This is a genomic window from Aestuarium zhoushanense, assembly GCF_056431045.1.
This window is the reverse complement of the sequence record NZ_JBWKMA010000023.1, coordinates 449,916-471,707: the sequence shown is the minus strand read 5'-3', so window position 1 is coordinate 471,707 and position 21,792 is coordinate 449,916. Positions and strand designations below refer to the sequence as shown.

Genomic DNA, 21,792 nt, shown 5'->3' with positions numbered 1-21,792 from the left:
ACCAAGCCGACATCGACGCTGGTGGTTTGTTGAACACGGCCACCGTGATCGGTACGCCTCCGTCCGGCACAGGCAACAACGTGACGGATGTGACGGACGATGCTGACGACGAAGACGGCAACACCGCGGACGACAAGACTGAGTTGCGGGTTACCGAGAACGCCTCGATCAACGGCACCAAAACTGCGGCGTTGACCAACGATGTGGGCAGCGATGGCTTTGGCGTTGGCGATACAGTGACCTACACCGTGACGGCGACGAACACGGGTAACGTCACTCTGACGAATGTGGGCGTGTACAGCGATACGTTGACGCAAGCGGACGATACCGCTCCTGCGAACAGCCTGTCGTCCTTCACGATCGAAACCAACGGTTCGACGACACTGGCGCCTGGTGAGAGCGTGTCGTTCACAGCGACCTATCTTGTGGACCAAGCCGACATCGACGCTGGTGGTTTGTTGAACACGGCCACCGTGATCGGTACGCCTCCGTCTGGCGCAGGCAACGAGGTCACCGACGTGACGGACGATGCTGACGACGCCGACGGCAACACCGATGACGACAAGACTGAGTTGCGTTTAACTAAAAATCCTGTGCTTGAAGTTACGAAGACTGTTGATGACGCATCTCTTGATGACGGTGTGCGTGCGGGCGATGTTCTGGTCTACACGATTACGGCCAAGAACGTTGGTAACGTCACTCTTGATACAGTGACGATCGCAGATACGCTGACCCCGACGGGTGGAACGGGGATCTCTCTGACGCCTGTGTTTGACGCGGAGAGTGACGCTGGTTCGGATCAGAAAATCTCGGTCGGTGAAACTTGGACGTGGACTTATGAGTACGCTCTTCTCCAGTCTGATCTGGATGCAGGTGGTGTTGCCAACGTGGCTACGGTCTCTGCTGAAGATCCGCAGGGCGATCCTGTTGTGGCTCAGAGTAAGGTTGACGGGAACACCAACGCAAACGGTGATCCAACCCCGACTGGCTTCCCTGGTGAAATCAGTGGTTCGGTGATCGAGTACCAAGCGGGTGTGCCGAATATCGAGGTCTACTTGCTGGAAGAAACGTCGCCGGGTGTCTTTGACTATGTGATTGACCCAGAGACGCAATCGCCAGTGACGACGATCACTGATGAGAACGGTGACTATACCTTTGTTGGTCTGCCAGCGGGGAGCTACGGCGTGGAATTCCACAACCCCGAAGCAAACTCTGAACCGACAGCTACAAGCGCTGAGTACACGGAAACTGCGAACCGCATCACGGGGATTGCAGTGGAGGCAGGTGCTGTCGAGATTGATCAGGACGCGTTCTTGGTCGACCCGAGCGGTGTAGTCTATGACTCGCTGTCCTATGCACCGATCAGTGGCGCTGTTGTGACCCTCTACTATCAAGCGTCTGCAGGTGCAGCCTCGACCGTTGTTCCTGACAGCTGGCTTGATACAAACTTGGGTGATGCGAACGGCGTAAGCACCGCGGCTGACGGTCAGTACACCTTCTTCCTTGATCCGAGTGTTGCTCAGGACGGCATTTATTCGATCCAGGTTGTGAAGGCGGGCTACAGCTACGTTTCCCAGATTATCGAGCCGAATGTCGGCCCGTATAATCCGGGTCTGGGTGGTTCGGTTGTGAACATCAGCAGTGATGCGACAACAAGCGACACGATGGATACGACGTATTACACATCGTTCCGCATGGTGTTTGATGCTTCAAACATTAACGCGACCTCCAACGGTGTGGCTCAGAACCACATTCCGTTGGACGCATCGATTATCCCTGAGATCGAGGAAGATCTGACCGAAATCCTCAAGGATGACCTTGCTGCGACGATGACCCAGCATAGCCGTCAGATGTCGAGCTTTGCGGCTGGTGCGCTGAACCGCTTGAAACAGCGTGATGCGAATACCTGTGCGGCAGATATCGCTGATATCCTCGAGCAGGCACCGGTTCAGTTCGCAACGGCTTCGGCTGTGATCCTGCCGCAGAGCGCGGGAACGCTGGATGCCATCGCGGGTCTGTTGGAAACCTGTCCTGAGGCTGCATTCGAAGTTGCAGGTCATACTGATGACCGCGCAAGCGACGATTACAACTTGCAGCTCAGCCGGTCTCGTGCGGCCTCTGTTGTGGCGGCCCTGCGTCAGCGCGGCGTGCCGGTCGATCGCTTGGCCTCTGCGGGCTACGGTGAGAGCCGTCCGATTGCAGACAATGCGACCGAAGAGGGACGTCAGCTGAACCGTCGTGTGGAGTTTGTGCCGCTCGAAGCGCAAGCCATCGAAATGCCGTGCCGTGATACGACCGAAGTGGATCGTAACATTGATCTGCAGGCGAACGAAAACGGTGTCTCTGGAAGTGGTGACTTCAACAGCGAAACCCGCGACTGTGCGATTGATGGCTGGCGTATCTTCTCGGGTTCGCTGAGCTATCTGGAAACAGATGATGGCATCGCACAGGGTATGCTCTCGCTGAACTATCGGGTCGAGCGTTTCGTGAACAACGATCGCGTCTCGGGCTGGTTCGTGGGCATTTACTCCGCGAAGGATGACATCACCGGTCTGGCAACCGGCGAGATCAATGGCTTCGGTCTGAACGGTGGCATCTACGGTGCGCTCCGCCTGCAGGAAAATCTGTTCGCAGATTACTACTTGGGTGCAGCGGCTGGCCGTCACACGTTCAACCTCGACTTCGATCGTCCGCTGGGCACGATCAATGTGGATGGGTTCTACACCTACTACGCATTGTTCGCTGGTGGCGCGCTCTCGGGTGAGTTCGACGTGAGCGACTATGTCATCGCGCCGCGCGTCGGTGTTGACCTCGCTTGGTCGCCGGGTGGTGAAGCCGATCTGACAGCAAGCCGCGCAGGCTTCGAAGAAGCGGGTTCGCTCTCGACGGGCACTGTCTCTGGTGGTCGCGTGTTCGCGGAAGTGAGCTTGGTCGATCTGCTGGTGGATCAGCCAGAAGTTCTGAGCTTCACCCCGCGTGTGTTCTGTGATCGTGGTATCGGTTCGACTGAGACCAGCTGTGGCTTCGGCGCGACGATCGAGTTCTCAAGCGAGAACGAGCAGACAGGCGAAACCTTCGGCATCGCCCTCGACGTTGAAGGCACCGAGGACAGCGAACGCTACGCTCTGACCGTGAACATGGGTCAGCCGCTGTTCGGTGGCCAGCTCGAGACCTCGGGCGGTGTGACCCAAAGCGGTAACCTCGACCTCGGTCTGAACTTCTCTAAAGAGTTCTAAGAAAATAGGTGAGCGTGTTTCTGACACGTTCACCATCCCAAAACCAAAATCGGCCGCGCATCGTGAGAGGCGCGGCCGATTTGTTTTTGGGATTTTGAAAGCCTTAGCTGCGCATCAAGCTGGGCAGATCACCAGTGAGGCCAGCGGCCTCACGGACGAAATTGCGGCGTAAGGCGGGGATGGAGTTTACCACGCCCATGCCCACATCACGCACCGCCCGCAGCAGCGGGTTGTCGTTCGAGAAGAGTTTGTTGAACGTGTCCGTCGCGACCGCGAGCGTTGCCGTGTCAAAGCGGCGCCATTGTTGGTATTTGTTCAGAACGATTGGGCTACCGATGTCCTGACCTGTGTGACGCGCATCGCGGAGCACGTCGGCGAGCGCCGCGATATCCCGTAGACCAGCGTTCAGGCCTTGACCCGCAATGGGGTGCATCCCGTGGGCCGCATCACCAACCAGAGCGATACGATCCGCGATAAAGCTGTTCGCGAGGGTGAGGTTCAGCGGATAGGTGAACCGCTTTCCTTCGAGGCTAATCTCGCCGAGAAAGCTGCCGAAGGCGGGTTTGAGGACCTCGAGGAAGGTCGCGTCATCCATCGCGGAACATTCGGCGGCGCGGGCGTCAGTTTCGCTCCACACGATTGACGAACGGTTGCCTTTGAGCGGCAGGATGGCCAGCGGGCCGTGCGGCATAAAGAACTGATGGGCGACACCGCCATGGGGTTCTTCATGCGCAACGGCGCAAACGATGCCCGTCTGTCCGTAGGTCCAGCCTGTGCGTTTGATGCCAGCACGCTCTGCAGTGCCTGATTTGCGTCCGTCACAGCCAACCAGCAGGGCCGCGGTGAGTGTTTTGCCGGACGCGAGCGTGACGCTGATCCCGTTTTCCGTCAGCGATTGGGCGGTCACGGTTTCGGGTGCGTAAAGGGTAATACGGTCGCTTTCCTCCATCGCCTCCATAAAAGCGGGGCGGAGGTGGCGGTCTTCGACCATGAAGCCCATCGGGCCTTCTTCGATTTCGGCGTGGTCGAAATGGAGCATCCATGGGGCAGGGCCTTGGCCTGCGATACCGTCGGTGACTTTGATTTCAAGCATCGGTTCGGCATGGGCCGCGACTTTGGACCAGATGCCGATCCCTTTGAGCAGGCGTTGAGACGCGAGGGCCAGCGCATAGGCGCGACCGTCAAAGGATGGGTCCTTGTAGGTGTCGAGCGGCACGGTATCGATAACCCCGACCGAGAGGCCGAAGTGAGCGGCAGCAAGAGCAAGCGCGGGGCCATTTAGGGCGCCGCCGACGATGAGGAGATCGTGGTCGTAGGTCATGGCGTGAATATGGGCCAAATCGCGGGATTGTCCATGCGACATCGTCCCGCTAGCGTTGAGTCAATTGCACGAGGGAGATTGCCATGCAGGATTGGCGGTGGATGACAGCGGCAGACTTGGGCCGTGGGATCGGTTCGGGGGAGATTGACCCCGTTGACCTGACAAAGGTGTTCCTGACCGCCATCGATGAACACGAACATCGCGACCGCATTTATGCGCGGGTCACTCCTGAGCGTGCGTTGGCAGAAGCAGAGGCAGCATCAAAGCGGGCCAAAGCGGGTTTGCGGCGGTCGGCGTTGGACGGGGTGCCGATCAGCTGGAAGGATTTGTTCGACACGGCGGGGACAGCGACAGAGGCGGGGACGCTTTATCTGAAGGATCGGGTCCCTTCGCGGGATGCAGAGGTTCTGCGGAATGCTACGGCTATGGGTTTGGTGTGCTTGGGTAAAACCCATATGACCGAGATCGCCTTTAGCGGTTTGGGGTTAAACCCGATCACGGCAACGCCGCCTTGTGTGAATGATCCTGATGTTGTTCCAGGGGGATCGTCGTCGGGGGCTGCAGCCTCGGTCGCCTTTGGTTTGGCAGCCGCCGCGGTTGGGTCGGATACGGGCGGATCGGTGCGCGTGCCGAGCGTTTGGAACGATCTGGTCGGTCTAAAGACAACGCATAGTTTGCTGTCGCTTACGGGCGTGGTGCCGCTGTGTAAGACTTTTGATACCGTCGGGCCGCTCTGTCGGTCGGTCGAGGATGCGGCCCTGATGCTGGGTGCATTGGGTGGGCGCGTGGCGGACATTCACGGCGCTTCGCTCGAGGGTGTCGAATTCGCGATCTTGGACACCATTGGGATGGAGGATTTGCGCGATGCACCTCGGGCTGCGTTCGTCAGCGCAGTCGAGCGGTTACAGGCGGCTGGCGCAAAGGTTCGGCATGTTCGATTTGAGCCGCTGCGACGGGCGTTCGAATTGGCGGGGGTGCTTTATACCGTGGATGCCTATGCCTATTGGCAAGACATCATCGAGGCGGACCCGTCGAAAATGTATCATCAAATTCTGACCCGAATTCGTGCTGGGGCAGGGTTTACGGCTGTTGATTACGTTTCGGCTTGGGCGGAATTGATGGAAATTCGTGACGAATATCATGCGATGATGGCGCGCTTTGATGCGGTGATCCTGCCGACAGCGCCGATCCTTCCGCCCAATGCGGCGCGGCTTGAGACGGATGGAGATTACTTCGTTTCTGAAAACCTCATGGCCTTGCGCAATACCCGCGTGGGCAACCTGATGAACTGCTGTTCCGTGACGCTTCCGACGGGCGTTCCGTCCTGTGGGATCATGTTCAACGCGGCCCCGTTTAGCGAAGCGCGGCTACTGCGGATCGGTGCAGCGGCAGAGCGCGCCTTGGCCTAAATGCCACATTTCTGACGCGGGGCGCTCTGGTTTCGTTCCGTTTTTCTGGACAGCGCAGGCGGTCGGGGGTTATCAAGGTACAAAGCGGGACGAAAATGATCTCGCAACTTTGAGGCAGAAATGATCTATCCGGAGCGGTTCTCGAACCTTGCGGACTACGCATTCCCGCGTTTGCGGGCTCTACTCGACGTCCATGAACCGGGCGGAGAGCCTCTGGCTTTGACCATTGGAGAGCCACAACACGCGTTCCCGTCGTGGGTTGGGGATGTCTTGGCCGACAACATCGCTGGTTTCGCGAAATACCCGCCCAATGATGGCGAGCCTGATCTGCTGGCCGCAATTTCTGCATGGATTGACCGTCGCTATGGCGTCGTCGTTGGGCCTGATCGGATCATGGCGCTGAACGGCACGCGTGAGGGACTGTATAACGCTGCAATGGCGCTCTGCCCTGAAACGAAGAACGGCAAACGGCCTGTCATCCTGACGCCGAACCCGTTCTATCAAGTCTATATGATCGCTTCGATTTCGGTGGGTGCGGAGACTGTTTTCGTTCCTGCGACTGCCGATAATGGGTTCCTGCCTGACTATGCGTCGATGCCAGCGGATGTGCTGGATCGCACGGCGATTGCTTACATCTGTTCCCCATCGAACCCGCAGGGTGCAGTGGCGTCGCGGGACTACTGGGACGAGCTGATTGCGCTGGCCGAGAAACACGATTTCCGCATTTTCGCAGACGAGTGCTATTCCGAGATTTACCGCGATGAAGCGCCTGTCGGTGCTCTCGAAGTGGCTGCGGAAATGGGTGCGGACCCAGAGCGGATCACGATTTTCCATTCGCTGTCCAAACGGTCGAACTTGCCAGGCTTGCGGTCTGGTTTCGTTGCGGGAGGGATAGAGTCTATACGGCTGATCCGTCAGTTGCGGGCTTATTCGGGTGCGCCCCTTCCGCTGCCTATACAACGTGTATCTACACGTGTTTGGAGCGACGAAGAGCACGTGATTGAGAACCGCGCGCTCTACAACGCGAAATACAAGATGGCCGAAGAGGTTCTAGGGAACCTGCCCGGCTATCATTCGCCCGAAGGCGGATTTTTCCTGTGGTTGCCTGTCGAAGATGGCGAGGCGGCTGCACTGAAGCTATGGCGAGAAACCGGCGTGCGTGTGCTGCCCGGCGGGTATCTGAGCCGTGATGTTAACGACAAAAACCCCGGTAAGGGGTTCATTAGGGTCGCCATGGTGGCTCCGATGGAAGAGATGCGACGCGGTCTGACTTTGATCCGCGAATGCCTCTACGATTAAAGGGATTTTGGTATGGCCTCTTATTCGACACGTCAGCGCGACCCGCTCTTGGATAGCACCACGCAGGCTATTCTGGAAAAACGTGGCAAAGAGCTTTTGGGCCTCGGCCTGATTGCACTGGGGGTCATCGTGGGGCTGATGGTTGGGTCCTATTCGCCCGAAGATCCAAGCTGGATGCTCGCCACCGATGCGCCTGTCCAAAACTGGATGGGCCGTATGGGTGCGTCGATTGCCGCGCCGTTGATGCTGGTCGTTGGCAAGGCGTCGTGGTGGCTGGCGCTGATCCCTATGGTTTGGGGGCTGCGGTTGACGCTGCACTACGGCGCAGAGCGTGCCTTTGGTCGTTTGGTGTTTTTCCCGATCCCGATTGTCGTCGCGGCGATCTATTTTGCGACATACTCTGCCGATCCAAGCTGGACGCATTCGTTTGGTTACGGCGGGATGCTTGGTGATACGGTTCTGGGCATGATCCTGACGCCGCTCGTGGCGGGTTCCCTGCTGTGGGTGAAGGTCGCGGCCCTGATTTCGGGTATCGCGATGCTGGCGCTGGGTGCGTTTGTTCTGGGCTTTACGATGCCAGAAATTCGCACGGGTTGGCGTTTCTTCCTCTATGGCCTCGTTGTCCTCTACGATCTGATTTTGCGCCTTGTTGGGCGCGGTGCAGATATGTCCGTTCGTGCGGCACAGGTTGGTTATGCCAATGTGCAGAGCCGTCGCGATCAAGCCCGCAGTGATCGCAAATATTCCCAAGACGAGATTGACGCGTTCTACGCCGTGCCCGATCCAGAAGAGCGTCAGCGCGTTGCGAATGTTGTGCGTAGTAACCCTGTCACCGCGGATACGATGCCGAAGATGCCGAAAATCGTCGCTGCGGCCTCGGTGGCGGCTGCGGCGCGCCCTGCGCAGGCAGAGGCCTCTGGGCTGCGCGGCCTGATGCCGAAAATGTTTGGTCGTTCGCCTGAAGTGGATTTGGAGCCAGAACTGATCGAGTCCGAGCCGCCGATGATGGCGGGTGCACAGGCGCCTGACGATGATCGTATTCGCGCCCGTATTTCTGATGTGATCCGTAACCGTAACGTCCAGCCTGTTGTTGAGCAAAAGCAGCCGCCGATCGTTCGCACGGCAGACGGCGTGCGGATTGAACCGACCTTGGTTGCGGGGCGTGGTCCTCGTCCGCTCGTCGCGCAGCCGACGATTGCGGCGCCTCATTCTATTGAGCCGCCAGTGATGCGTCAGCCGATGCCAGAGATGGGCATGGAGATGCCGCAGTGGGACGATGAGACCGAAATTCTGGTCGATGGCGACGATTCCAACATCTTTGCTGACATTGATCGTGATGATTACGAGCCAGACTATGAACCTGCGCCGATGCCGCAAATGCGTGCTGCGCCGATTCCGACCGCAGAACCGCGTCGTCTGGTTCAGAACTCGTTGAAGCGGTCTGTTGTTCCATCGAAACAGGCGCGCGCCGAAGCCCAGCCTTCGCTATCTTTCGAAGACAAAGGGATGGACTATGAGACGCCACCGCTGAACCTACTGATGGACCCCGCGGATGTTGAACGTCACGTTCTGTCAAATGAAGCGCTCGAAGAAAACGCACGGATGCTTGAGGCGGTTCTGGATGACTACGGTATCAAAGGTGAAATCGTATCGGTTCGCCCCGGTCCAGTTGTCACTATGTACGAGCTTGAACCTGCGCCGGGTCTGAAGGCGAGCCGTGTAATCGGTCTGTCCGACGACATCGCGCGTTCGATGTCTGCCCTGTCCGCACGTGTATCGACGGTTCCCGGTCGTTCGGTCATCGGTATCGAACTTCCCAACGATAAGCGCGAGATGGTGAGCTTCCGCGAAATCCTGTCGAGCCGTGATTATGGCGATGGCAATCATCGTCTGCCGCTGGCGCTGGGCAAGGACATTGGGGGCGAGCCGATCGTGGCGAACCTCGCGAAGATGCCTCACTTGCTGATCGCGGGTACGACGGGTTCGGGTAAATCGGTTGCGATCAACACTATGATCCTGTCGCTGCTTTACAAGCTGACGCCAGATGAATGCCGTCTGATCATGATCGACCCGAAGATGCTCGAACTGTCGGTCTATGATGGCATTCCGCACCTTCTGTCGCCTGTTGTGACGGACCCGAAAAAGGCGGTCGTTGCCCTGAAGTGGGTCGTCGGTGAGATGGAAGAGCGCTATCGCAAGATGTCCAAGATGGGCGTTCGTAACATCGAGGGCTACAACGGTCGCGTTCGTGATGCGTTGGCGCGCAACGAGATGTTCGAGCGTACCGTTCAAACTGGATTTGACGAAGAGACGGGCGATCCGATCTTTGAAACCGAAGAATTTGCACCAGAAGCAATGCCCTATATCGTCGTTATCGTCGACGAGATGGCAGACCTTATGATGGTTGCGGGCAAGGAAATCGAAGCCTGTATTCAGCGTCTGGCACAGATGGCGCGTGCTTCGGGTATTCACCTGATCATGGCAACGCAGCGTCCGTCCGTGGACGTGATCACCGGCACGATTAAGGCGAACTTCCCGACGCGTATTTCGTTCCAAGTGACCTCGAAAATCGACAGTCGCACCATTCTGGGTGAACAGGGTGCCGAACAGCTGCTGGGTATGGGCGATATGCTCTATATGGCTGGCGGTGGTCGCATCACGCGTATTCACGGCCCGTTTGTCAGCGACGAAGAAGTCGAAGAAATCGTGACCTATCTGAAGTCCTACGGCCCGCCGACCTACGTCGGTGGTGTAGTCGAAGGTCCAGATGAGGACAAAGAGGCTAACATCGATGCAGTCCTTGGCCTAGGTGGCAACACGAATGGGGAAGACGCCCTATACGACCAAGCCGTTGCTATCGTGATCAAGGACCGTAAATGTTCCACCTCCTACATCCAGCGGAAACTGGGCATCGGCTACAACAAAGCTGCGCGTCTGGTTGAGCAAATGGAGGACGAAGGTGTGGTTTCGTCTGCGAACCACGTCGGAAAGCGCGAAATATTGGTGCCTGAACAGCACTAAGAGCGAGAGGCGCGGAGGATGAGGACCCTCCGCGCCTTTTATCTTTTTACCGAATAACACTGGCTTGTTATCGCTTATCCGTTGGAAAACAGGTCGATTGTCCCCATGTTTTGGGGCAAGAACGCCTCGTTTGATATAGGTTAGTTGATGAATAAACTTCGCCGTACATTATTGGCCGCCCCGCTTTTGCTGGCTGCACTGGGTGGGCACGCACTACGGGCTGAGCCTTTGTCGCTCGGGCAGATTTCGGATTTCTGGAATGGTCTCCAGACGGCCGAGGGCACGTTTACCCAGATCGCGTCTGACGGAACGATGTCGACGGGAACGCTCTATATCAAGCGCCCAGGTCGTATCCGCTTTGAATATGATCCGCCCGAAGAGGCGATGGTGATTGCGGGCGGCGGGTCGCTCGCGATTTTTGACCCGCGGTCGAACACTGGCCCTGATCGCTATCCGCTGAGCGAAACGCCACTGAGCATTATTCTGCGTCGGGACGTTGATCTGACCGATGAAAGGATGGTGGTTGATCATCGTTCAGACGGGGCGACCACTCAGATCACGCTGCAAGACCCAGATCACCCTGAATACGGGAACATCAAACTGGTGTTCACCGACCCGCCGATGCTCAACCAGTGGATTGTTACGGATAACGCAGGTGGGCAGACGACGATGGTGCTGAATACGCTTCGGATTGGCGGACGGGTGCCAGAGCGGTTGTTCAATATCATCGCGGAAGAGCGCGATTGGCAGAAATAAGAAAGGCGGCCTAGGCCGCCTTTTCCATTAGAACCGAGCCGCGCGGCAGCGTGATAGCTGCTGTTGATACATCGTCGATCGGTCTGCCACTTCGCCCGCGATCCGCACGAGCCATGATTTCGCTCGGTAAGTGCCACGCAGATAACCCGTCCGACCCTCGTGATAGGCGAGGTATTGGTTGCGGGTGTCGTTGAGTGGGATACCCGTGTCTTCGGTCGTTTGGGTCATATACCAACCCATAAAATCGGCCGAGTCTCGGATATCATCACGACGCGCGCCCACTCCGCCTTCGGCCCGCTGGTATTCGCGCCATGTACCATCCAAGGCTTGGCTATAGCCGAACGCGGAAGACTGACGTCCCATCGGGATGACGCCCAAAGCATATTGATGCGGCGTGCGGTTGTTCGAGATGAATTTGCTTTCCTGATAAATCATCGCCATCAGAACATGGGGTTCGACGCCCCAATTGCGCTTTGCAGCGCGGAAAGCACTCACGTATTGCGGGCGCTCTGTCAGAATTGCGCAGGCGTTATCGAGGTTCCGCGGAGCGGTCCCTTCGCGCTCGCCACAACTGCCAAGCACCAGCACAACCAACAATGCGCGAAAGATTCTGCTCATCTGCCTCTCGCTCTCTATTTTTAAAGAAGTTTAGCCGATTTCGGCGGTCAATGAAACGTGAATCCCTGTTTGCGTCATAAAGTTTACTGAGCGCGGATTGATTTGGTTTACAGACTGTTTCCAACGTTTCGTATCACTAACGTAGACATTCGGGGTGCGGCGCGGATAGTAGTTAACGGGGGTACTGCTATGCTTAAAACGCGCGCGCGCTATCAATTGGGTCAAGTTGTTCGACATCGGAAGCATCCCTTCCGTGGTGTCGTCTTTGACGTGGACCCAGAGTTTTCGAATACCAACGACTGGTATGAGGCAATCCCGGAAGACAGCCGCCCCCGTAAGGACCAGCCGTTCTATCACCTTTTGGCTGAGAACGACGAAAGCTACTACGTCGCCTATGTGTCCGAGCAGAACCTCGTTGCTGACTACTCAGGCGAACCCGTTCGTCATCCTGACCTAGAAGAATTTTTCGGGGGATTTCAGGACGGCCAATACGAAATGTACGTCCAATTTAACTGAGTAGCTGAACCTCGACGCCACACAACTGGGTGGGGGCATTAGTGCATAGCGCCGAGGGAAGCATATTGCAGCTACGATTGTATTATCTCTCCTTATGCGGGCAATCGCATGTTCGAATAAGGGCAGTCTGGTGGCGCGATCGGATATACCGCAGAGCAGTTGCACTATGCTTGTAGACTGTTTCGACCTTAAAGGTCGCTCTGCACTGGTTTTTGCGGCTTAGTCGGACTATCCCAAGGTTTGGATAGACTTGAGAGAAAGGCATTCAAACCATGCGAGTGACCTATTCCGATTTGGCAAAAACCATCGATGCGCTGACGGCGGGCGAAACCGACGAGGTTGCGCTGATGGCAACCGTTGCGTGTGAAGTGCATCACGCCGATGATCGGTTCGATTGGACCGGCTTTTACCGTGTGGTTGAGCCCGAGGTTCTGAAGATCGGGCCGTATCAGGGTGGGCATGGCTGTCTGGTGATCCCGTTTGCGCGTGGCGTGTGTGGCGCAGCTGCGCGGACCCAAGAGATCCAGCTGGTGCCTGATGTCGAAGCGTTCGAGGGTCACATCGCCTGTTCGTCCTCAACGCGGTCTGAAATCGTTCTGCCTGTATTTAACGGTGCGGGTGATCTGATCGGTGTGTTCGATATTGATAGCAATCAGCCAGACGCCTTTACCGAAGAAGATGCTGTGGAGTTGAGCGCCATTCTAGCGGCTGTGTTCGGGCGTTCCCTGACATGAGCGACGACTATAATCCACCCCAAGACCCGCTTGTGGTTCTGCATCAAGACCATGAGATTTTGGTCGTCGACAAACCCTCTGGGCTACTGTCCGTGCCGGGGAAGGGTGAACATCTTGCCGATTGTCTGATCGCTCGGGTGCAGGCGGCTTTTCCCTCCGCGCTTTTGGTGCATCGATTAGATCGGGACACGTCGGGCGTGATGATCTTTGGCCTGACGCCACATGCGCAGCGGCATTTGGGAAAACAGTTCGAGGATCGGCGCACGAAAAAGACATATGTGGCAAGAGTTTGGGGCGAAGTCGCCGCAAAGACGGGCACGATTGATTTGCCGTTGATCGTGGATTGGCCGAACCGTCCGTTGCAAATGGTCGATCATAAAAATGGGCGGTCTGCGGTCACGGATTATCGGGTGATGCGCGTTGGCAAAGGGGAGTCGCGGGTCAGGCTCTACCCAAAAACGGGGCGGTCCCATCAGTTGCGTGTGCATATGAAAGAGATCGGGCATCCGATTTTGGGCGACCCGTTCTATTCGACGGGTGCAGCACGCGATTTTCCGCGTTTGATGCTGCATTCAGAGACGCTGCAGTTCTTACACCCTGATGGTGGGCAGGGGATACGGGTCACGGCTAAAGCACCGTTCTAGACATCAAAAAGGAGGGGCGAACCCCTCCTTTAATCGTTTGATATGGTTGGAACTTATTCGTCCCATCCAGCGATGGTTTTGGATTCGAGGAATTCTTCGATCCCCCAGACGCCGCCTTCACGTGCGCGGCCAGAGGCTTTAACGCCGCCGAACGGAGCGCCCGCTGCGCGGCTGCGACCGTTCATTTCCACCATGCCAGAGCGCAGGACGCGAGACAGGCGGCGACGGCGTTCGGTGCTGGTGGACTGAACGTAGTTCGTCAGACCGTAGGGGGTGTTGTTGGCGATCGCGATGGCTTCTTCTTCGGTGTCGAAAGGGATGATCGACAGCACGGGGCCAAAGATTTCCTCTTTTTCGATGGTCATACCCGGCTTCACATCGGCGAAAACGGTCGGACGCACGTAGAAGCCCTTGTTCATCCCTTCAGGTAGGCCAAGTCCGCCTGCAACCAAACGCGCACCTTCGTCGATGCCCTTTTGGATGTAGCCTTGGATCTGGTCCCACTGTCGTTTGTTCACCACGGGGCCGATGTGATGACCGCTCTGATCGGCTGGGGCGACTTTGGTCTTTTCGGCGGTTTCTTTCGCGATTTCAACGGCCTGATCGTAAATGCTGCGTTCGACCAACATGCGGGTCGGGGCATTACAGGACTGACCAGAGTTGTTAAAGCAGTGACGAACGCCACGCACGACGGCCTTTTCGTCGGCGTCTGCAAAGATCAGGTTCGCGCCTTTGCCACCGAGTTCGAGCGTCACGCGCTTCATCGTTTCGGCGGCTGTCTTAGAAATCGCACGGCCAGCGCGGGTCGAACCCGTGAAGCTGATCATTTCCACGTCTTCGTGTGCGGACAATTGGGTGCCAACACCCATGCCGTCGCCATTCACGAGGTTGAACACGCCAGCGGGGATGCCTGCATCGTGGATGAATTCCGCAAAGAGCATCGACGACAGTGGCGACTCTTCTGACGGTTTCAGGACGATGGTGCAGCCAGCGAGCAGCGCGGGGATGACCTTGAGCGTGACCTGATTCATTGGCCAGTTCCAAGGTGTGATCAGACCGACGACGCCAATCGGTTCTAGCGCGATTTGGGTGTCGGTGACGCTGTCACGCAGCGGACGTATCCATTCGACTTCGTCAAAGGCCTTGAGGAAGTTACCGAGGTGCCACGGAATGCATTCTGCCTGATCGTCGCGGGACATGTCGATGGGCGCGCCCATTTCCATGCTGATCGCTTGGGCCATTTCCTCTTTGCGGAGGTAATACTGGTCTAGGATCTTAGCGACGAGCGCCTTGCGCTCTGCGGGCGCAGTTGCAGCCCATGCGGGGAACGCAGCCTTTGCCGCGGCAACAGCTTTGTCCGTATCTGCCTGACCACCAAGCGAGATCACGGCGCACGGCTCCTCTGTCGAGGGATTGATTACCGCACAATCGTTTGGCGTCGCCGGAGCAACCCATTCACCATTAATATAGAATTCGCGTTTCTCGATCATCTCACCCTCTCTCCGATAATTTGATCATATCTGTGCGGACCCTATCAACGTGCGACAAAAGCGCAAGAGTGGGTAGCGATAACGTTACAGACTCCATATATCTCGGACCAATGACATCCATAGGAGGTAATTATGGGTCTTCGTATTAATGATATTATCCCGAATCTGACTGTCGAAACCGATCAGGGCACCTTTGCGCTGCACGATTGGATTGGCGATCAGTGGGCCATTCTTTTCTCGCACCCCAAAGATTTTACGCCTGTTTGCACCACCGAATTCGGCGCTGTTGCTCAGCTCGCTGACGAATGGGCAAAACGCGGCACCAAAGTGATTGGTATCTCTGTTGATGGTGTTGAAGAGCACAAGAAATGGAAAGGCGATATCGAAGCATTTGCAGGCGCAAAAGCCGGTTTCCCGATCATCGCTGACACCGACCTCGCTGTTGCAAAAGCATTCGACATGTTGCCTGCTGAGGCCTACCTGCCCGATGGCCGCACACCTGCTGATACCGCGACTGTGCGTTCGGTATTCATCGTGTCCCCAGACAAAAAGCTCCAGCTGACAATGACTTACCCGATGTCCGTTGGTCGTAACTTTGCCGAAGTTCTGCGCGCGCTGGATGGTCTGCAGGCAACTTTTGGTAACCCGATTGCGACGCCCGCGAACTGGACCGTTGGTCAGGATGTTATCGTTGCTCTGTCGCTAAACGACGATCAAGCACGCGAAAAATTCGGCGAAATCGACGTGAAGCTGCCGTATCTGCGCACTGCAAAACACAACGCCTAATCCTTTTTGGATCAGGTCAAAGCCCCGCCTGTGTTGCGGGGCTTTTTCTTTTCGTAGACAGGCTCATCAGGTTACGATAGCGGAGCGTCACGAACCTATGAGTCTGCGTATGGCTACCAAACCCCCTATCATTATTGGATGGCGTGAATCCGTTGCCCTGCCTGAGCTGGGCATCCAAGAAGCCATTGCCAAGATTGATACAGGCGCGCGGACCTCTGCGATCCATGCCACGCGGATCAAAGTGTTTGAAAAAGACGGGCAGGACTGGGTGCGGTTCCACGTGCCGCATGCTGGGCTTGAGAGCGCAGTCACCTGCCAAGCCCGTCTGGTTGATCGTCGCGAGATCAAGAATACCTCTGGTATTCCCCAAGAGCGCTTGGTGATCGAAACCCAATTGGTGCTGGGGCCACATACTTGGAAAGTGGAGGTGTCATTGGCGAACCGTGCCAATATGAACCTGCCCCTCATCCTCGGGCGAACTGCGATTCGCCGTCGAAATATTCTTGTTCATCCCGGCCGGTCGCATCTGGCGGATGGCACCCGAAAGGACCACAAATGAAGATCGCGATGCTGGCGCAAAACGCCGATTTGTATTCCCATCAGCGTATGAAAGAAGCGGCTGAAGCGCGGGGTCATGATTTTGATATCATTAAGACTTTGCGGTGCTACATGAACATCGCGAGCCGTCGGCCCGAGGTCTATTACAACGGTGAAAAGCTGCCGCATTATGACGCTGTTATCCCGCGTATCGGGGCCAGTGTGACGTTCTATGGCCTCGCCGTGTTGCGTCAGTTCGAGATGATGGGCGTCTATCCTTTGAACGAATCCGTCGCGATTGGGCGCAGCCGCGATAAGCTTCGGTCAATGCAGTTGATGGCACGTGATGGCATCGGTCTGCCTGTCACGACATTCGCGCATGACCCGAAAATTACCGACGAGGTGATCAAGCTCGCTGGTGGTGCGCCTGTGGTGGTGAAGCTGCTCGAAGGGACGCAGGGGATCGGTGTGGTGCTCGCCGATACCGACCGTTCGGCAAAGTCCGTGATCGAAGCGTTCCGCGGTGCTGACGTGAACATCATGGTGCAGGAGTTCATCAAAGAGGCTGGTGGCACGGACATCCGCGCCTTTGTGATCGGTGGCCGTGTTGTTGCCGCGATGAAACGCACGGGCGCTGAGGGCGAATTCCGTTCTAACCTGCATCGTGGCGGATCGGCTGAGGTTGTCCGTTTGTCCCCCGAAGAACGCTCGACCGCGATCCGTGCGGCAAAGGCGATGGGCTTGAATGTCTGTGGCGTCGATATGCTGCGGGCGAACCACGGTCCTGTGGTGATGGAGGTGAACTCGTCGCCGGGTCTTGAGGGTGTTGAGGCTGCGACGGGTATCGATATCGCAACTAAGATCATTGAATTCATTGAGAAAAACGCAAAAATCGGAAAGACAAAGACAAAGGGCAAAGGATGATGACGCCTCGAAAGCCCTTTGAAATGGCGGGGCGTCGTATCGCGCCCGGCCAGCGTGGCACCGTTGATTTGCCCGTTAGCACTTTGTCAGATCACACCCCTGTCACCATGTCGGCGCATGTCATTCATGGTAAAAAACCAGGTCCCGTGATGTTCGTTTCGGCGGCAATCCACGGCGATGAGGTCATCGGGGTTGAGATCGTTCGTCGTCTTCTTCGGACGCCGAATTTGGATCGTTTGGCAGGGACGTTGATTGCGGTTCCGATTGTGAACACCTTCGGTTTTTTGAACCAGTCGCGTTATCTGCCCGACCGCCGTGATTTGAACCGTTGTTTTCCGGGGTCGCCATCGGGCTCGCTCGCTGCACGGTTGGCGTATCTGTTTTTGACAGAGATCGTTGAGCGGTCGGATTTTGGCATCGACCTTCACTCTGCCGCGATCCAGCGGACGAACTTGCCGCAGGTGCGAATTAACCCTGGGAATGAACGTCTGATCAAAATGGCAGATGTTTTTGGTGCCCCTGTTATCATTCCGTCAAAACAGCGTGATGGTAGCCTTCGCAAAACGGCTGCTGAAGTGAACTGCGATATGCTTCTTTATGAGGCTGGCGAGGGGCTTCGGTTCGATGAATATGCTGCACGCACGGGCGTGATGGGCATTCTGCGGGTGATGCGAGAGCTCGGCATGATCTCGTCTCGTGGCGTGACCAAACCCAAGGTCCGCCCCGTTCGCGCCACGACATCGTTCTGGCTGCGGTCCCCTGCGGGCGGATTGCTGCGGATGTTCCGTCAGACGGGCGATGCAGTGCGCGAGGGCGACGTTCTGGGTATCGTGTCTGACCCGTTCGGCGAGAATGAGACAGAGATCGTCGCGGATCAGGCGGGGATCATCATTGGTCGGTCGAACCTGCCTGTGATCAACGAAGGCGACGCGCTGTTCCACATCGCGGTCTTACCACGACCGAAGGCAGCGACCGAGACGGTGGAAACCCTCGCAGAGCAGTTGGTTGAAGCTCAACCTCTCTTTGATGAAGACGAAATCATTTAATAGGCGTGGATGACCGTTCCGATTGGAACGCGATTATAGAGGTCAATCACGTGGCTATTATACATGCGGAAGCAGCCGTTTGAGGACGCGCTGCCGATGCTGCGGGGGCTCGTCGTGCCATGTACGCGGATCGCCGTGTCGCGGCCGTTTTCGTAGACATACATCGCGCGCGCGCCGAGCGGGTTTTGCGGGCCACCGGGCATACCGTCAGCGTATTGCGCATAAGCATCGGGGTTCCGCTGGATCATCTCTGGCGTTGGTGTCCAGCTCGGCCATTCGACCTTGCGACCGATCACGCCAGTGCCGAAATAGGCCAGACCTTCCTGACCGATGGCGCAGCCGTAGCGGATGGCATAGCCCTCAGCGACGGTGAAATAGAGGTGTTTGCTCTGCGGGAGGATGTGAATTTCCCCGACGGGCAGATTCGGGTTCACCGATACCACGGTTGCCCAGTATTTTTCGGGGATCGAATAGTTCCCTTCGGTCTTGCCCGGCAATGTTGCGGTTAATTCGCTGAGCCATGTCGATTGCGGAGCTGTCTGGGCAAATGCGCTGGTTGCAAAGAGGCTGGCAGCGGATGTTGTCAGGAAAGTGCGGCGATTGATCATGGCAAACCTCATGGAACGGATACCCTACAATACAGTTTAAGCGTGTTTTCGCATAGGTCACACACGATGCTGTGAACTGGCAAGCCTCGATTCACAGGGTAGGGCAAAAAGAAAACCCCGACGCGAGCGCCGGGGTTCCCAAGATTTCGAAGGAAGAACGCCTTATTCTTCGGCAGCAGCTTCTTCTACTTTTGCTTCTTCGCCAGTTTCCTGATCGACAACTTTCATCGACAGGCGAACCTTGCCGCGATCGTCGAAGCCGAGGAGTTTCACCCAAACTTCTTGACCTTCTTTGAGAACGTCAGACGGGTGGTTCAGGCGACGGTTTTCGATCTGCGAAACGTGCACCAGACCGTCACGTTTGCCGAAGAAGTTCACGAAAGCACCGAAGTCGACGAGTTTGACAACTTTGCCTTTGTAGACTTTGCCTTCTTCTGGTTCTGCGACGATCGAGTAGATCATGTCGTAGGCTTTCTGGATCGCTTCGCCGTTGGCGGATGCGATTTTGATGATGCCTTCGTCGTTGATGTCGACTTTTGCGCCCGAAACTTCAACGATTTCACGGATGACCTTACCGCCCGAACCGATCACTTCACGGATCTTGTCGGTCGGGATCTGCATGGTTTCGATGCGCGGAGCGTGAACCGAGAACTCGTTAGCCGAGGTTAGAGCTTTGCTCATTTCACCGAGGATGTGCAGACGACCCTGACGGGCTTGCTCAAGTGCTTTCTCCATGATGGCCGGAGTGATGCCCTGAACTTTGATGTCCATCTGTAGCGAGGTGATACCAGCTTCGGTGCCTGCTACTTTGAAGTCCATGTCGCCGAGGTGGTCTTCGTCGCCGAGGATGTCGGTCAGGACAGCGTAGGAACCGTCGTCTTCGAGAACGAGGCCCATTGCAACGCCAGCAACAGGTGCTTTGAGCGGAACGCCAGCGTCCATCATCGAAAGGGAGCCACCACAGACCGAAGCCATGGAGGACGAACCGTTCGATTCAGTGATCTCGGATACAACGCGGATGGTATACGGGAAGTCGGTCGCTGCTGGCAGAACTGCCTGAAGCGCACGCCATGCCAGTTTACCGTGACCGATTTCACGACGACCCGGCGAACCAACGCGGCCAACTTCACCAACGGAGTACGGAGGGAAGTTATAGTGCAGCAGGAAGTTCGAACGGAAGTTGCCGTGCAGAGCGTCGATGATCTGCTCGTCGTCGCCGGTGCCGAGGGTGGTAACAACCAGACCTTGGGTTTCGCCACGGGTGAACAGAGCCGAACCGTGCGTACGCGGCAGCAGGCCAGTTTCACATACGATCGGGCGAACCTGATCCAGTGCACGACCGTCGATGCGCTTACCTTCTTTCACAACCGAACCACGGAGAACCGAGGATTCGAGCTTTTTCAGCGCAGAACCGAGGTTGCCGTCTTCGAGTTGTTCTTCGGTCAGGGTCGCTTTGATTGCTTCTTTTGCAGCAGCAACAGCGGCAACGCGTTCCTGTTTGTCGGTGATCGCGTAGGCAGCGCGCATTTGCTCTTCGCCAGCTGCTTTCACAACTTCGTAGAGGTCAGAGTAGTTCGGCGGAGTGAACTCGAACGGCTCTTTTGCGGATTCTTCTGCCAGATCAATGATCAGGTCGATAACCGGCTGGATTTGCTGGTGAGCAAAGTTCACAGCGCCGAGCATTTCTGCTTCGGTCAGCTCGTAAGCTTCGGATTCAACCATCATCACAGCGTCTTTGGTGCCTGCAACAACCAGGTCGAGGCGCTGCTCGGGGTTGGTGCGCAGGTTCTGCATATCGTCAACTTCAGGGTTGAGGACGTATTCGCCATCAACGAAACCAACGCGGCAGCCAGCGACTGGGCCCATGAACGGTGCGCCAGAGATGGTCAGTGCAGCCGAAGCAGCGATCATCGCAACGATATCGGGATCGTTAACGAGGTCGTGGCTCAGCACGGTGCACATCAGAAGAACTTCGTTTTTGAAGCCAGGTGCGAACAGCGGGCGGATCGGACGGTCGATCAGACGCGCGGTCAGCGTTTCTTTTTCGGTCGGGCGCGCTTCGCGCTTAAAGAAACCGCCCGGAACTTTACCGGCGGCATAGTATTTCTCTTGGTAGTGAACCGTCAGGGGGAAGAAGTCCTGACCCGGTTTCTGTTCCTTAGCAAAGGTCACGTTTGCCATGACCGAGGTTTCGCCAAGGGTGGCAATCACGGTGCCGTCAGCCTGACGGGCAATCTTGCCGGTTTCCAGAGTGAGCGTTTCTTCGCCCCACTGGATGGATTTTTTCACTTCATTGAACATCAGCGTATCCTAATTGGGAGCACTCCCGCCCCTGCGGGTCTCCCGTTTGCATGGTGGCCCCATTGCCACCGACCCCTCTATCCTAACTCGAGCGCCGGGGTCTAAGCGCAGCGTCTCAGATAGCGGGCGGATACAGGAAAAATAGGGTTTTGGGAAGTCTTGTGTTTGTAGGCGTCCCGATGGGCCGCTTAAACGAAAATCGCCCGCTCGGGAACCGAACGGGCGATCAAAATCACAAAACCTGGCGCGATTAGCGGCGGATGCCGAGGCGCTGGATCAGGGACTGATAACGAGCTTCGTCTTTTGCTTTGGTGTAGTCGAGCAGCTTACGACGCTGAGCAACCATCATCAAAAGGCCACGACGACCGTGGTTATCTTTTTTGTGGGTTTTGAAGTGTTCTGTCAGCGTCGCGATGCGCGAGGTCAGGATTGCAACCTGAACTTCGGGCGAACCTGTGTCACCTTCTTTGGTGCCGAATTCTTTGATCAGACGTGCTTTTTCTTCTGGCGTAATCGACATCGGGGTCTCCTTTAGGATTAAGGGTT

At 56.7% G+C, this 21,792-nt stretch carries 18 protein-coding genes; 12 read left to right on the top strand and 6 right to left on the bottom strand.

The features are described 5' to 3' along the window. Nucleotides 1-3,236 (top strand): DUF7507 domain-containing protein (locus tag AC07ED_RS14010; RefSeq protein WP_478242314.1); only part of this gene is annotated, 3,236 nt, incomplete at its 5' end. A gap of 103 nt (nucleotides 3,237-3,339) precedes the next feature. Here AC07ED_RS14010 and AC07ED_RS14005 read toward each other — a convergent pair. Continuing rightward, on the bottom strand, nucleotides 3,340-4,599 hold the full coding sequence (locus AC07ED_RS14005) for a UbiH/UbiF/VisC/COQ6 family ubiquinone biosynthesis hydroxylase (protein ID WP_245918100.1): 1,260 nt from the start codon (nucleotides 4,597-4,599) through the stop codon (nucleotides 3,340-3,342). 41 nt (nucleotides 4,600-4,640) lie between these two features. Here AC07ED_RS14005 and AC07ED_RS14000 point away from each other — a divergent pair, with 41 nt between their 5' ends. The 4 genes from AC07ED_RS14000 to AC07ED_RS13985 all read left to right on the top strand — a co-directional run bounded on the left by AC07ED_RS14000 (nucleotide 4,641) and on the right by AC07ED_RS13985 (nucleotide 11,042). Continuing rightward, nucleotides 4,641-5,966 carry an amidase gene (locus tag AC07ED_RS14000; protein WP_105233990.1) on the top strand — a complete coding sequence of 442 codons (1,326 nt, stop codon included), beginning with the start codon at nucleotides 4,641-4,643 and terminating at the stop codon, nucleotides 5,964-5,966. A gap of 120 nt (nucleotides 5,967-6,086) precedes the next feature. Next, nucleotides 6,087-7,265, top strand: a complete 1,179-nt coding sequence (locus AC07ED_RS13995) for an aminotransferase class I/II-fold pyridoxal phosphate-dependent enzyme (RefSeq protein ID WP_105233991.1) — start codon at nucleotides 6,087-6,089, stop codon at nucleotides 7,263-7,265. 12 nt (nucleotides 7,266-7,277) lie between these two features. Further along, nucleotides 7,278-10,286: a DNA translocase FtsK gene (locus tag AC07ED_RS13990; RefSeq protein ID WP_105233992.1), complete on the top strand. Its 3,009-nt coding sequence runs from the start codon at nucleotides 7,278-7,280 to the stop codon at nucleotides 10,284-10,286. 147 nt (nucleotides 10,287-10,433) lie between these two features. Next, the gene (locus AC07ED_RS13985; protein WP_105233993.1) at nucleotides 10,434-11,042 is read left to right on the top strand and encodes a LolA family protein; all 609 of its coding nucleotides are present in this window, start codon (nucleotides 10,434-10,436) and stop codon (nucleotides 11,040-11,042) included. Nucleotides 11,043-11,069: 27 nt separating this feature from the next. Here the strand turns inward: AC07ED_RS13985 and AC07ED_RS13980 are convergent, their stop codons facing one another. Next, nucleotides 11,070-11,660 carry a transglycosylase SLT domain-containing protein gene (locus AC07ED_RS13980; RefSeq protein WP_105233994.1) on the bottom strand — a complete coding sequence of 197 codons (591 nt, stop codon included), beginning with the start codon at nucleotides 11,658-11,660 and terminating at the stop codon, nucleotides 11,070-11,072. A 189-nt stretch (nucleotides 11,661-11,849) separates the two neighbouring features. On the opposite strand from AC07ED_RS13980, the gene hspQ reads away from it, so the two are divergent. The 3 genes from hspQ to AC07ED_RS13965 all read left to right on the top strand — a co-directional run bounded on the left by hspQ (nucleotide 11,850) and on the right by AC07ED_RS13965 (nucleotide 13,554). Beyond that, on the top strand, nucleotides 11,850-12,176 hold the full coding sequence (hspQ, locus tag AC07ED_RS13975) for a heat shock protein HspQ (protein WP_105233995.1): 327 nt from the start codon (nucleotides 11,850-11,852) through the stop codon (nucleotides 12,174-12,176). Nucleotides 12,177-12,448: 272 nt separating this feature from the next. Beyond that, nucleotides 12,449-12,910 carry a GAF domain-containing protein gene (locus AC07ED_RS13970; RefSeq protein WP_105233996.1) on the top strand — a complete coding sequence of 154 codons (462 nt, stop codon included), beginning with the start codon at nucleotides 12,449-12,451 and terminating at the stop codon, nucleotides 12,908-12,910. Further along, complete coding sequence (locus AC07ED_RS13965) at nucleotides 12,907-13,554, top strand: RluA family pseudouridine synthase (RefSeq protein ID WP_105233997.1); 648 nt, start codon at nucleotides 12,907-12,909, stop codon at nucleotides 13,552-13,554. Before AC07ED_RS13970 ends, AC07ED_RS13965 begins: the two co-directional genes overlap by 4 nt. 53 nt (nucleotides 13,555-13,607) lie before the next feature. Here the strand turns inward: AC07ED_RS13965 and AC07ED_RS13960 are convergent, their stop codons facing one another. Then, the gene (locus tag AC07ED_RS13960; protein WP_105233998.1) at nucleotides 13,608-15,044 is read right to left on the bottom strand and encodes an aldehyde dehydrogenase family protein; all 1,437 of its coding nucleotides are present in this window, start codon (nucleotides 15,042-15,044) and stop codon (nucleotides 13,608-13,610) included. Nucleotides 15,045-15,176: 132 nt separating this feature from the next. Here AC07ED_RS13960 and AC07ED_RS13955 point away from each other — a divergent pair, with 132 nt between their 5' ends. From AC07ED_RS13955 to AC07ED_RS13940, 4 genes are all read left to right on the top strand, one after another. Next, entirely contained in the window at nucleotides 15,177-15,830 is a 654-nt protein-coding gene (locus tag AC07ED_RS13955; protein ID WP_105233999.1) for a peroxiredoxin, read from the top strand. A 109-nt stretch (nucleotides 15,831-15,939) separates the two neighbouring features. After that, complete coding sequence (locus tag AC07ED_RS13950; protein ID WP_105236250.1) at nucleotides 15,940-16,389, top strand: ATP-dependent zinc protease family protein; 450 nt, start codon at nucleotides 15,940-15,942, stop codon at nucleotides 16,387-16,389. Beyond that, nucleotides 16,386-17,291, top strand: coding sequence for a 30S ribosomal protein S6--L-glutamate ligase (gene rimK, locus AC07ED_RS13945; RefSeq protein WP_067551991.1), 906 nt, complete (start codon nucleotides 16,386-16,388; stop codon nucleotides 17,289-17,291). The genes AC07ED_RS13950 and rimK overlap by 4 nt, the downstream gene beginning before the upstream one ends. Next, complete coding sequence (locus AC07ED_RS13940) at nucleotides 17,291-18,337, top strand: succinylglutamate desuccinylase/aspartoacylase family protein (protein WP_105236251.1); 1,047 nt, start codon at nucleotides 17,291-17,293, stop codon at nucleotides 18,335-18,337. The genes rimK and AC07ED_RS13940 overlap by 1 nt, the downstream gene beginning before the upstream one ends. Here AC07ED_RS13940 and AC07ED_RS13935 read toward each other — a convergent pair. The 3 genes from AC07ED_RS13935 to rpsO form a co-directional block, all read right to left on the bottom strand. Continuing rightward, nucleotides 18,334-18,945: a L,D-transpeptidase gene (locus tag AC07ED_RS13935; RefSeq protein ID WP_105234000.1), complete on the bottom strand. Its 612-nt coding sequence runs from the start codon at nucleotides 18,943-18,945 to the stop codon at nucleotides 18,334-18,336. The genes AC07ED_RS13940 and AC07ED_RS13935 overlap by 4 nt on opposite strands. Nucleotides 18,946-19,107: 162 nt before the next feature. Continuing rightward, nucleotides 19,108-21,246 carry a polyribonucleotide nucleotidyltransferase gene (gene pnp / locus AC07ED_RS13930; protein ID WP_105234001.1) on the bottom strand — a complete coding sequence of 713 codons (2,139 nt, stop codon included), beginning with the start codon at nucleotides 21,244-21,246 and terminating at the stop codon, nucleotides 19,108-19,110. A gap of 250 nt (nucleotides 21,247-21,496) precedes the next feature. Continuing rightward, entirely contained in the window at nucleotides 21,497-21,766 is a 270-nt protein-coding gene (gene rpsO, locus AC07ED_RS13925; protein ID WP_067551996.1) for a 30S ribosomal protein S15, read from the bottom strand. Between the last annotated feature and the right edge of the window lie 26 nt (nucleotides 21,767-21,792).

Coding starts and splice junctions, on each gene's coding strand:
- AC07ED_RS13965 (WP_105233997.1), top strand. CDS start 12,907: ATGAGCGACGACTATAATCCACCCCAAGACCCGCTTGTGGTTCTGCAT.
- AC07ED_RS13985 (WP_105233993.1), top strand. CDS start 10,434: ATGAATAAACTTCGCCGTACATTATTGGCCGCCCCGCTTTTGCTGGCT.
- AC07ED_RS13955 (WP_105233999.1), top strand. CDS start 15,177: ATGGGTCTTCGTATTAATGATATTATCCCGAATCTGACTGTCGAAACC.
- AC07ED_RS13935 (WP_105234000.1), bottom strand. CDS start 18,945: ATGATCAATCGCCGCACTTTCCTGACAACATCCGCTGCCAGCCTCTTT.
- AC07ED_RS13960 (WP_105233998.1), bottom strand. CDS start 15,044: ATGATCGAGAAACGCGAATTCTATATTAATGGTGAATGGGTTGCTCCG.
- pnp (WP_105234001.1), bottom strand. CDS start 21,246: ATGTTCAATGAAGTGAAAAAATCCATCCAGTGGGGCGAAGAAACGCTC.
- AC07ED_RS13995 (WP_105233991.1), top strand. CDS start 6,087: ATGATCTATCCGGAGCGGTTCTCGAACCTTGCGGACTACGCATTCCCG.
- rimK (WP_067551991.1), top strand. CDS start 16,386: ATGAAGATCGCGATGCTGGCGCAAAACGCCGATTTGTATTCCCATCAG.
- AC07ED_RS13990 (WP_105233992.1), top strand. CDS start 7,278: ATGGCCTCTTATTCGACACGTCAGCGCGACCCGCTCTTGGATAGCACC.
- AC07ED_RS13980 (WP_105233994.1), bottom strand. CDS start 11,660: ATGAGCAGAATCTTTCGCGCATTGTTGGTTGTGCTGGTGCTTGGCAGT.
- rpsO (WP_067551996.1), bottom strand. CDS start 21,766: ATGTCGATTACGCCAGAAGAAAAAGCACGTCTGATCAAAGAATTCGGC.
- AC07ED_RS13940 (WP_105236251.1), top strand. CDS start 17,291: ATGACGCCTCGAAAGCCCTTTGAAATGGCGGGGCGTCGTATCGCGCCC.
- AC07ED_RS14000 (WP_105233990.1), top strand. CDS start 4,641: ATGCAGGATTGGCGGTGGATGACAGCGGCAGACTTGGGCCGTGGGATC.
- AC07ED_RS14005 (WP_245918100.1), bottom strand. CDS start 4,599: ATGTCGCATGGACAATCCCGCGATTTGGCCCATATTCACGCCATGACC.
- AC07ED_RS13970 (WP_105233996.1), top strand. CDS start 12,449: ATGCGAGTGACCTATTCCGATTTGGCAAAAACCATCGATGCGCTGACG.
- AC07ED_RS13950 (WP_105236250.1), top strand. CDS start 15,940: ATGGCTACCAAACCCCCTATCATTATTGGATGGCGTGAATCCGTTGCC.
- hspQ (WP_105233995.1), top strand. CDS start 11,850: ATGCTTAAAACGCGCGCGCGCTATCAATTGGGTCAAGTTGTTCGACAT.